12 protein-coding genes are annotated in these 10,111 nt (G+C 30.2%); 4 read left to right on the forward strand and 8 right to left on the reverse strand.

What is annotated here, in order from left to right:
- Positions 1-142: 142 nt before the first annotated feature.
- The 6 genes from AB1Z17_RS10535 to AB1Z17_RS10560 all read right to left on the reverse strand — a co-directional run bounded on the left by AB1Z17_RS10535 (position 143) and on the right by AB1Z17_RS10560 (position 4,780).
- Positions 143-829 (reverse strand): hypothetical protein, encoded by a 687-nt coding sequence (locus AB1Z17_RS10535; protein ID WP_368051761.1) that lies wholly within the window; start codon positions 827-829, stop codon positions 143-145.
- A 44-nt stretch (positions 830-873) separates the two neighbouring features.
- Positions 874-2,070 (reverse strand): ammonium transporter, encoded by a 1,197-nt coding sequence (locus AB1Z17_RS10540; protein WP_368051762.1) that lies wholly within the window; start codon positions 2,068-2,070, stop codon positions 874-876.
- Positions 2,071-2,107: 37 nt separating this feature from the next.
- Positions 2,108-2,446, reverse strand: coding sequence for a P-II family nitrogen regulator (locus AB1Z17_RS10545; RefSeq protein WP_368051763.1), 339 nt, complete (start codon positions 2,444-2,446; stop codon positions 2,108-2,110).
- Positions 2,447-2,667: 221 nt separating this feature from the next.
- A complete protein-coding gene (gene crcB / locus AB1Z17_RS10550; protein ID WP_368051764.1) occupies positions 2,668-3,039 on the reverse strand; it encodes a fluoride efflux transporter CrcB in 372 nt (123 codons plus the stop codon).
- Positions 3,040-3,172: 133 nt separating this feature from the next.
- The gene (locus tag AB1Z17_RS10555) at positions 3,173-4,138 is read right to left on the reverse strand and encodes a BT_3928 family protein (protein WP_368051765.1); all 966 of its coding nucleotides are present in this window, start codon (positions 4,136-4,138) and stop codon (positions 3,173-3,175) included.
- 99 nt (positions 4,139-4,237) lie between these two features.
- On the reverse strand, positions 4,238-4,780 hold the full coding sequence (locus tag AB1Z17_RS10560) for a DUF1599 domain-containing protein (RefSeq protein WP_368051766.1): 543 nt from the start codon (positions 4,778-4,780) through the stop codon (positions 4,238-4,240).
- 65 nt (positions 4,781-4,845) lie between these two features.
- Between AB1Z17_RS10560 and AB1Z17_RS10565 the strand changes: the two genes are divergently transcribed.
- Genes AB1Z17_RS10565 through cdaA form a run of 4 tightly spaced genes read left to right on the forward strand, consistent with a single transcriptional unit; the run spans position 4,846 to position 7,787 of the window.
- Positions 4,846-5,427 carry a TIGR00730 family Rossman fold protein gene (locus AB1Z17_RS10565; protein WP_368051767.1) on the forward strand — a complete coding sequence of 194 codons (582 nt, stop codon included), beginning with the start codon at positions 4,846-4,848 and terminating at the stop codon, positions 5,425-5,427.
- On the forward strand, positions 5,427-6,254 hold the full coding sequence (gene folP, locus AB1Z17_RS10570; protein WP_368051768.1) for a dihydropteroate synthase: 828 nt from the start codon (positions 5,427-5,429) through the stop codon (positions 6,252-6,254). The genes AB1Z17_RS10565 and folP overlap by 1 nt, the downstream gene beginning before the upstream one ends.
- A 1-nt stretch (position 6,255) precedes the next feature.
- Complete coding sequence (locus AB1Z17_RS10575; protein ID WP_368051769.1) at positions 6,256-6,966, forward strand: hypothetical protein; 711 nt, start codon at positions 6,256-6,258, stop codon at positions 6,964-6,966.
- A gap of 47 nt (positions 6,967-7,013) precedes the next feature.
- Entirely contained in the window at positions 7,014-7,787 is a 774-nt protein-coding gene (gene cdaA / locus AB1Z17_RS10580) for a diadenylate cyclase CdaA (protein ID WP_368051770.1), read from the forward strand.
- A gap of 171 nt (positions 7,788-7,958) precedes the next feature.
- Here cdaA and AB1Z17_RS10585 read toward each other — a convergent pair whose 3' ends face one another.
- Together AB1Z17_RS10585 and AB1Z17_RS10590 are read right to left on the reverse strand one after the other, a co-directional pair.
- Entirely contained in the window at positions 7,959-8,432 is a 474-nt protein-coding gene (locus AB1Z17_RS10585) for a hypothetical protein (RefSeq protein WP_368051771.1), read from the reverse strand.
- On the reverse strand, positions 8,419-10,038 hold the full coding sequence (locus AB1Z17_RS10590) for a hypothetical protein (protein ID WP_368051772.1): 1,620 nt from the start codon (positions 10,036-10,038) through the stop codon (positions 8,419-8,421). Before AB1Z17_RS10590 ends, AB1Z17_RS10585 begins: the two co-directional genes overlap by 14 nt.
- Between the last annotated feature and the right edge of the window lie 73 nt (positions 10,039-10,111).

Raw genomic sequence — 10,111 nt, forward strand, 5'->3', positions numbered from 1 at the left:
ATTTTTTAGTATATTTTCAATTTTACCCTATATTTTTTAATATATATAGATTATAACAACAGCATTTTATGTAAAATTGTTTAGAATAAAATTACCTAACAACAATTTGTCGTTAGGCAATTTTCAACAAACCATAATTTTATTACAGCGATAGCACAAACACTAAATACGCATCGTCACTATTTGGATTAAATATTGCAGAAGCAGCAACTCCTAAACTAAATGCATCCGTAATCTTAACATCTTTTGACGCAGAAACGCCCACATTTGTTAATGCGAAATCACCATCTGTAGTATAAATTTCATTTCCACCTCCAACAAAGGCACCCATTTCAGTACCTCCAATTTTAAACGGAACTCCAAGCTCTGTATAAATTGAATTAGCATCATCATTGTACACATTAGCAAACACCGCTAATGAAACCGGAAAAGAATCCACGCCATTGAAACTTAACGATGCCTCTCCAATATGATTTTTCATCATAAAATAACCATCTGAGTTTGCATCAGTTGGAAAAGCATAATCTGTAAATCCTATCGAAATTGCACCAAATGAATAACCTGCATAAAAATCAAACTCTTGTCCAACAACTTCCCCACCTGTTTCATAAGAAGCCCAAACTCCAAATGTAAAATTACCCGAGGCTAACTCTGCATAAGGCTGTAAAACTGGTGAGTCCGAATACGAACCACCCCTCCATACATATCTACTTGCATAATCTACACCTATATCAAAAGTTGTCTTTGATTTTTCTTTTTCCTGAGCGTTCATTGTAGATATTGATAAAATAGCTACAAATACCACTATAATTCTTTTAATTGTTTTCATCTTTTTAGTTTTAATTTAATAATGTTCTTTTTTATTTAATTTAATTAATTGTAAACGTTTGATTTATGCTCATGAATATCTAATCCATCAACCTCTTCTTCTTTAGAAACTCTTAAACCAATTGTTTTCTTTAACACATACAAAACAACAAATGCTGTTCCAGCTGCCCAAGCCCCAATTGATAATACTCCTATTGCTTGAACTCCCAATAATGAGAATCCACCACCATATAACAAACCACCATCTATAGCAAATACACCTACCAACAACGTACCTAATGCGCCACATACACCGTGTACTGAAACCGCACCAACCGGATCATCTACTTTTAATTTTTTATCAATAAATTCAATAGATAGAACAACTACTCCTCCTGCAATAGCACCAATAATAGCTGCGCCCGCCGGACTTACAGCAGCACAACCAGCTGTAATACCTACTAATCCCGCCAAAGCCCCATTCAAAGTCATTGAAATATCAGGTTTTCCATACAACATCCACGACACACACATTGCCACCATAGCTCCGGCAGCAGCAGCAAGATTTGTTGTAATTACAATACCCGCAACTGCATTTGCATTATCTCCAGATATTGCCAATTGAGAACCAGCGTTAAATCCAAACCAACCTAACCAAAGAATGAAGATCCCTAAAGCACCTAATAACAAGTTATGCCCTGGTATTGCATTTGATTTTCCATTAGTATATTTCCCTAATCTTGGACCAACTAATATTGCGCCCACTAAAGCAGCCCATCCACCCACAGAGTGCACTACAGTAGAACCTGCAAAATCCACAAATCCAAGTTCAGTTAACCAACCATCACCTTGCCATACCCAGTGGCCAGAAATTGGGTAAATTACTACAGTCATTACAAATGAGAATATGATATAAGTAGAAAATTTAGTTCTTCCAGCGACTGCTCCTGACACAATTGTTGCAGCGGTAGCAGCAAACACAGTTTGAAAGAATAAATTATGCATATTCTCAACATCATCAAAAAACAATGTTGGTTTACCTATTAAGGATCCTATTGACTCCCCATACATTACTGTATAACCAATAGCCCAGAATCCAAGACTTCCAATACATAGGTCCATTATATTTTTCATTATTATATTACCTGCGTTTTTTCCTCTGGTGAATCCAGTTTCTACTAGCGTAAATCCAGCCTGCATAAAAAACACTAAAATCCCACAGATTACAATCCACATTAAGTCTAATACAGCGTTAGCTTCCATAATTTTTATTTTAATAATTAGTTAATTTTTTTAGTTTTTAGTTTATAGCCTTGATACCTTTTTCTTTGGTCCTTATCCTATAAACCTCGTCTATTGTTGAAATAAACAATTTACCATCTCCAACAAAACCTGTTCCTGCAGATTTTAAAATGGCATCAATAGTAATTTCTAAAAAAGGATCAGAAACAACAATGGATAAAAATCTTCGCTGAATATCTGATGTGCTATAACTAACACCTCTATAAACATGACCTTGTTTTTCGTTTCCAACTCCAGTTACATCCCAGTAACTAAAAAAATTGACCTCAATTTGATGCAAAGCTTCTTTTACTTCATCAAATTTTGATTTTCTAATAATAACTTCAATTTTCTTCATAATAAAGTGATTTTTATAATTGATTTCTGGACAAAAATATATTTATAATTTAACACCACCTAATTTTTTAGGGGGTGTTGGTGAATTTTTACATATTTTCGATTTTTATACCCTATTTTTTTAAAGGTATGTAAATATTTTTATGCTATTTTATCATATCGAGACGTGTAGAAACACCTCTATTTTAAATAGAGGTTAAAAAAGAACATAAAAAAGGTAAATTAAAATACTTTTGAAAAGTAGAAACCTGCAAAAACGGCTAGTAAACCCAAAATAATGGATCCTAAGGCGTAAATTAAAAAAGAAAAGTAATCGCCATTTCTTAGAAAAAGGTGATTTTCATAAGCAAAAGCAGAAAATGTTGTAAACCCACCACAAAAACCAGAAGCTAGTAAAAAAACATAGGTATTTGAAGTGTTAGCAACCTTTGCAGCATAACCTAAAACAATACCTATTATTAAACTTCCTACAATATTTACTAAAAAAGTCCCATAAGGGATTGCGTTTTCAGTAGTATTCAACCACTTACCAATTATATACCTAAGAACACTTCCAAATCCTCCTCCAAAAAAAATTAGTAATAATGGTTTCATGTGGTTCTATTATTGTTTTTTAAAGGACATACTTCGACTTCGATCAGCACAATCATGCTGCTTGCCTAACGGATAGGTAGGTTCGCGGTTAGCCATTTCGTTCGGTGACCAACTTTTTAACATGCTCGTTTCATTAATTGAATGTAATTTTATCGGCATCAGTCCAGCTCCACTTACCCTTTACGGTACCTTTATTTAATGTAATAATTCCTGGATTGGACCTAATAATAGTTTTTAACATTGTTTCATCACCAAAAAGCATCTCGAAATTTAACTTATATTCATTTTTAATTTCAATAAAATCTTCATTCATAGAAGCTGATAATGCATATACTTTATAGCCGTTTTTTAAAGCCTCATCTGTAGCTTTCTTTATAGCAGTAAAACCTTGTTTGTCGCTAATATTAATATTATAAGTAACCACTAGCAACACATTCTCAGCTTCTAAAACAGCATTTGTTAGCTCCTCTCCGTCTTCAGCTTCTAAATAAAAATCGTGTATTGCAGGCTCTTTCTCTCCAACATATTCCATTCCTTCAGGAATATTTTTTCCAATTGCGTATGGTCTAAAATCGATTAATGGTAAATGAATTAATACATAATATACAATATAAAGAAATATAAAAAATGAAAGAAAGGTTGTCCATTTTGCAAACGCAAGGCTAAATAATGGTTTTATATGTGTATATCCTTTTACTAAAATTAATATAAAAACAATTAATACAATATTTTTATAAAATGTTCCCCAGCTCGACAGTTTTACTGCATCTCCAAAACAACCACAATCTGTAACCTTATTGTAATATGCTGAATACCAGGTTAAAAACAGAAAAACACTAATTATTACTAATAAACTCCACACCGTAAATTTAGGCAAGTAGCCTACCAAAAGCATTACACCTAAAACTATTTCAGCTAAAATTAACACTATAGAAAATGGCAGCGCATACGGAATTAAGAATTCTAGATTTAACACATCTGCTCCAAAATACTCTTGAAATTTATAAGCAGAACCTAAAGGATCTACTAATTTTACAAAGCCTGAAAAAATGAATGTTAAAGCTACAATTAATCGAGATAGGTGTACAAGTAATTTCATGTGTTTATTTTTATTGCTTTTTTAGGTCACATGCTGTTCGCTTTTAATCATTCTCTTAAATGAAAAACTTTTTAGCATGCTCGTTTCATTTATAAAAATTTATTGTTGTTCATTAATATGTATTAAAGCAAAAACAGCATAATTAATCATATCTTGATAATTTGCATCAATTCCTTCAGAAACAATAGTTTTTCCTTTATTATCTTCAATTTGTTTAACACGCAATAATTTTTGAAGTATTAAATCTGTTAAAGAACTTACACGCATATCTCTCCAAGCTTCGCCATAATCATGGTTTTTATCTTCCATCAATTTTTTAGTAATTGCAATATGCTTATCGTACAATTCAACCGCTTGTTCATTACTAATATCAGGTTGTTCTACAATCCCTTTTTCTAATTGAATTAAAGCCATAACTGAATAATTAATAATTCCAATAAACTCTGAAACCTCACCTTCATCCACTTTCCGAACACTATTTTGTTGTAATTGACGAATGCGTTGCGCCTTAATAAAAATTTGATCTGTAAGAGATGGTAATCTTAAAATACGCCAAGCAGCACCGTAATCTTGTAACTTGTTTATATAGAGTGTACGGCATTTTGTAATAATGTCGTTATATTGTTTTGAAGTTTGTTGCATGTAACTTTAATTATTTGCGTAAATTTCGAACAAATTTAATGAATTAAAAAATCAATTTTAAAATAATGAAGAAAGTTGCTGTTTTTTGTGGTTCAAGTCTTGGTTTTAATGAAGTTTATAAAAATGATGCTATAAAACTTGGTAGGTATTTTGCTGATAATAATATTGGATTGGTGTATGGTGGTGGAAAAATTGGAATGATGGGTATAATTGCAGATACAATTATCGAAAAAAAAGGCGAAGTTATTGGTGTAATTCCGGGATTGTTGCGTCACGAAGAAGTGGCTCATACAAATATTACCGAAATGATTGTTACCAAAACAATGAGTAAACGGAAAGTTAAAATTAGCAGATTGGTTGATGGTTATATTGCCATGCCAGGTGGTTTTGGCACTTTAGATGAAATTTTTGAAGCACTTACATTAAGTCAATTAGGCATTGAACAAAAACCTGTAGGAATTTTAAACACCAATGGTTTTTTTAATCATTTAATTAAACAATTAGATGTTATGGTAACCGAAGGATACTTAAAACAATCCAATAGAGATATGCTAATTATAAGTGAATGTACAGATGATTTATTGGCAAAAATGTTCGATTATAAAGCTCCAATGCTAACAGCCGTTATAAATAAAGTGGTAAGATAATGAAGTCAATTAATTGTAACGGTACTTTGATCGACTTAACATCGCCAAAAGTAATGGGGATTTTAAATATTACTCCAGATTCTTTTTTTGACGGTGGAAAATACAAGAATGAAACTGCAATTATTTCTCAAGTTGCAAAAATGCTTGTTGAAGGTGCTACTTTTATTGATGTTGGTGCATATTCATCACGTCCAGGAGCTAAACATATTGTCGAACAAGAAGAGTTAGAGCGTATTTTACCAGTTGTAAAAATGTTAGTAAAAGAATTTCCAGAAATATTAATTTCAGTTGATACTTTTAGAAGTAACATAGCCGAAAAATGTATAGAAAATGGCGCATGTATTGTAAATGATATTTCAGCAGGAAGTATGGATACAACACTATTTAAAACCATTGCAAAATTGCAAGTTCCTTATATTATAATGCATATGCAAGGAACACCACAAAATATGCAGGCAAATCCAACTTATAAAAATGTAGTCACTGATATTTTAAATTATTTTTCAGAGAAAATATATGAATTGCGTGCCTTGGGAGTAAATGATATTATTGCAGATGTTGGCTTTGGGTTTGGTAAAACCACAGAACAAAACTATACATTATTAAAAAATTTAGACCTATTTAAAAATCTTGAAATTCCAACATTAGCAGGTTTATCTAGAAAATCTATGTTGTACAAACCATTAAATATAACCGCCAAAGAAGCCTTAAACGCCACAACAGTTGCTAACACCATTGCATTGTTAAAAGGTACAACTATTTTAAGAGTACATGATGTAAAAGAAGCTATAGAAGCCATTAAAATTGTAGAATTATTAAATAATTAAAATGAAAAAACTCTTATATATCTTAATTCCTATTATATTATTAAGTTGTAATAAAAAAGAATTGAAGATTCCTGTTTTAGCGGTAAAAGGTATTCAAGAACTACAAGATCATTCTCAAATTTGGATGTTTTTTGAAGTTAATAATACTGATACTATTGCAAAAGTGAACAGAAAAAACACCATAAGTTCAACACATTGGATTTATAATATCGACAGAAAACTACCTTTAAAAGCAATTATTCCTTCCATTAGTAAATTTCAATATAAACACGCAAATGGCATCCATGCTAAAGAAGGACGATTCGATTATTTTAGCTATGCAGATACCATTTCAGATAAGCTATCATTTGTTAAATTTGATGGTGTGGTTTTTAAACAAGACAGTATTTTATCTAAAACGTATATTAAAAAAAATAGTGATAACTATTTAAATTACTACAATATTAACCTCACTTTTAATCCAAAAAACACGTGGATTAATGATGCCAAAATGGAAGATGGCGAACTTATAACTACTCTATTGGAATTTATTGATTTTTCTTCTGAAGGAAATAAAACAATGCTTCATTTAAACTTTAATCAGGATTTATTGTACCAAGATTATTTATATTATTTAACCCAAATAAAGTCAATTACAAATCCAGGTGTTTTAATAAATAATTTAGAATTTATTTTTGATCCGGCAAAAGTTCCAGATTGCGGTTGCGATTAGTTATTTAGTATGCAATCTTTTTTATATTTTTACCAAAAACATTTCCAATGCTAGATTTTTTAGATTTTAATTTTCTCGATGCACTAGATATAGTATTGGTTGCCGTGCTACTGTATTACATCTACAAATTATTAAAAGGAACAGTTGCTATAAATATATTTATTGGTATTGCACTAATTGTTTTAATCTGGAAAATAACCCAAGCACTTCAAATGGAAATGCTAAGTGGCTTATTGGGTACTTTAATTAGTTTAGGGGCAATTGCAATTTTAATTGTATTTCAACCAGAGGTTCGGAAGTTTTTGTTAATGTTAGGATCTACAAATTTCACAAATAAACGGAGCTTTTTAAAACAACTAAAATTTCTTAACACTGAAATTCATACTACTATGAATGTAGAAGTTATTGTAGCCGCGTGCGAATCTATGGCTGCCACAAGAACTGGAGCTTTAATTGTTTTAGAGCGTACTCATAATCTAGATTTTGTAAAAAATACTGGAGATACTATGTATGCAGAAATAAATCAACCTATTTTAGAAAGTATTTTTTATAAAAATAGTCCTTTGCACGATGGCGCTATGATTGTAAAAGATAATTTTATAATTGCAACACGTATTATTTTACCACTTTCCAAAAAACAATTGCCCTCTCGCTTTGGTTTAAGACACCGCGCTGCAATTGGTATTACAGAAAAAACAGATGCATTGTGCTTAGCTGTATCTGAAGAAACTGGAAAAATATCGTATATAAAAGATGGAGAATTTGTACTCTATAAAAATTACAATGAATTGGTTGAAAAGATTCGTTATGATTTGAATTAGTTGGTCTGTATTTCTTTAAAAATTGCAGATTATTTGTTACAATTTACATTTTAACTATAAAAAAAACAGAAAAGTACAAATTATGAAAACTTGTACTTATTCTGCTATTTTATATATATGTGGATGTGGTTTGTATTATTTTTAATTATTTTGTTCTTATTTATAACAAAATTAATATGCAATAACTGTTCTTTCAACTTTATACTTTAAATATTTGTCCTTCTCTATTTTAAGTAAAAAATATAAATCTTTAAAAAGAATATTAGGGTTATTTTCTTTCCAACTATTATAAATTAACCAATTATAATCAACCACATTTAATTTTAATTTATGAATATCGCAATGAGTTATGACTTCCTTTTTTTTGCTTTTTACTCTAAAAGTTAAAGTATTTGGAAGCCTTTTGTTATTGTCGTAATTAGGCCTTCCATCATCCTTATCTTTTTTTATACGCTCTTGTCTTTTATTATATTCTATTTTATCATATAAGCTAAATGACTCAAAATTTGATGTATTTTTATGGCTACCTAGGGTATATTCTTTATGATCTTTGCTAATAATAAAATAAGCATCCTCTTTTTGATTCTGAGAAAAACAAAAAAGTGGAAAGATTAATGCTAGAATTAATAATTTATTGACATTCATTAGTTCCTGAGTTTTTAAAATTATTAATTGTGTTATTAATTCTTATTTGTTCACTAGCTGTGAAAACAGGATCTAAAAACATATTGTCCCAAGCTTTAGTACCTTGTAACCCTCCCCATGCTAGGTCCTTAAATAGTTGATCGGGAAATGTTTTACCAATTGATTCTGCATAATCTCTCAGTCCTTGTTCAAGTGCATTTCTATAATAATCTGACATAAGATTATGATGAGGATTGTCCGGGTAATCATTATAATAATCAAATAATGTCGGAAAATCAGCTTTCGTACCATTTAGCGTATACGTGTTCGGTGGGGTATACATTAATCCACCAGTTATAAAAATTTGTCTATTGAGTTCAGCATGAATTGCTTCATGTAATATTACTAAAGCTGTTAATAAAGAGGGTCTATTTTCTATATGATTTTGATTTAATGTTATAGTTATAGGAGAACCGTATTGTGTCTCACCAGAAGCACTTGGAGTTTGCATAGTACCATATTTTAATTCAACATCAACAAAATTACTATTATTAAATCGCTTAATAGTTTTATTCATTAAATCATTTCCCTCCAATTTATTATAAACGCAAAGCGCTTTACCAGTAAGGTTGTTAATAATTTTATTCACCCAATCCACTTCAGCATTTTCCAAAACTATTGCATCAATTGCAATTTCTGCAAAATTATAAGCATCCGTAGAATAATTATTTTGAATAAGGAAACTATTAATTAAATCAAAATTAGAATCACACCATTTTTTTTGAATAAAACTTAATGTGGAATAAAAATCTAAAAATTCATCAACTGTAGGAGTTGAAATAATAGGATTATCACCATTGGTTGAAGAAGTACCACCAGTTCCACCGCTTGTATCAGTTGTGCCATCATTGTTAGTTTCGCTACCTGTTGGAGTTCCTCCACTACCACCTCCTGAATCAACCCAGCCACACGTTGAAGTTACAGCAATTTCAAGTTCACAAGAATCATCAAACCCCTCAGTATGCCCACCTCCGAGGGGACAATACAAATAATGGTCTTGCACACACTCAAAACTTAATCTTGCAGCTAATAATGATGAACTGTCAAAATTAATAGGTGTAAAATGAATATTTATCTTATTAAATTCTTCTAAATTTAAATTAGCAAAGCTTTCTTTGGCAACATTATATTGAACTATATAAGCATCATAACCACCTTCTTTATTTAACGATAGTAATAAATTGTCAATGTTATCATTAACTGGGTTATCTCTGGTTATTGGAAAATTATAAGAATGATAATCTCCATTTTCAATATATTTAACATAATCAGTATTTACAGTAAAATTGTATGCTGCATTATAAATATTTTTAGCAGCATAACTACTTACTTTATTGGAAGATTTAGCAATTATTTTGTTAAGTTTATTTGATACAATTGAATTTGATTCAATTTGTTTTAAATTAACAATTTCAATTTTTAAATCAGAATTACTTTCTGATTGAATTATTTCAGAATCTTCTTGAATTATTTCAGTATCTTCTTTTTCACAATTCCATAGCAATAATGAAATTCCGAATAATAGAATTCCAGTTTTTAAATAGTGTTTAATTTTTCTTTTTCTCATAGTGTTTAAGTAATAATTTTTAATGGCTTTTTACAACAATTAAATAAATAATTTTGCTTTATTTTTTTGTAAA

This window comes from Lutibacter sp. (assembly GCF_040883305.1).
Lineage (GTDB): Bacteria > Bacteroidota > Bacteroidia > Flavobacteriales > Flavobacteriaceae > Lutibacter.

Bases quoted from the DNA above. Each gene is read 5' to 3' on its own strand.
- AB1Z17_RS10560 (WP_368051766.1), bottom strand. From the start codon at position 4,780: ATGCAACAAACTTCAAAACAATATAACGACATTATTACAAAATGCCGT.
- AB1Z17_RS10545 (WP_368051763.1), bottom strand. From the start codon at position 2,446: ATGAAGAAAATTGAAGTTATTATTAGAAAATCAAAATTTGATGAAGTA.
- AB1Z17_RS10590 (WP_368051772.1), bottom strand. From the start codon at position 10,038: ATGAGAAAAAGAAAAATTAAACACTATTTAAAAACTGGAATTCTATTA.
- AB1Z17_RS10585 (WP_368051771.1), bottom strand. From the start codon at position 8,432: ATGAATGTCAATAAATTATTAATTCTAGCATTAATCTTTCCACTTTTT.
- AB1Z17_RS10540 (WP_368051762.1), bottom strand. From the start codon at position 2,070: ATGGAAGCTAACGCTGTATTAGACTTAATGTGGATTGTAATCTGTGGG.
- folP (WP_368051768.1), top strand. From the start codon at position 5,427: ATGAAGTCAATTAATTGTAACGGTACTTTGATCGACTTAACATCGCCA.
- AB1Z17_RS10555 (WP_368051765.1), bottom strand. From the start codon at position 4,138: ATGAAATTACTTGTACACCTATCTCGATTAATTGTAGCTTTAACATTC.
- crcB (WP_368051764.1), bottom strand. From the start codon at position 3,039: ATGAAACCATTATTACTAATTTTTTTTGGAGGAGGATTTGGAAGTGTT.
- cdaA (WP_368051770.1), top strand. From the start codon at position 7,014: ATGCTAGATTTTTTAGATTTTAATTTTCTCGATGCACTAGATATAGTA.
- AB1Z17_RS10535 (WP_368051761.1), bottom strand. From the start codon at position 829: ATGAAAACAATTAAAAGAATTATAGTGGTATTTGTAGCTATTTTATCA.
- AB1Z17_RS10565 (WP_368051767.1), top strand. From the start codon at position 4,846: ATGAAGAAAGTTGCTGTTTTTTGTGGTTCAAGTCTTGGTTTTAATGAA.
- AB1Z17_RS10575 (WP_368051769.1), top strand. From the start codon at position 6,256: ATGAAAAAACTCTTATATATCTTAATTCCTATTATATTATTAAGTTGT.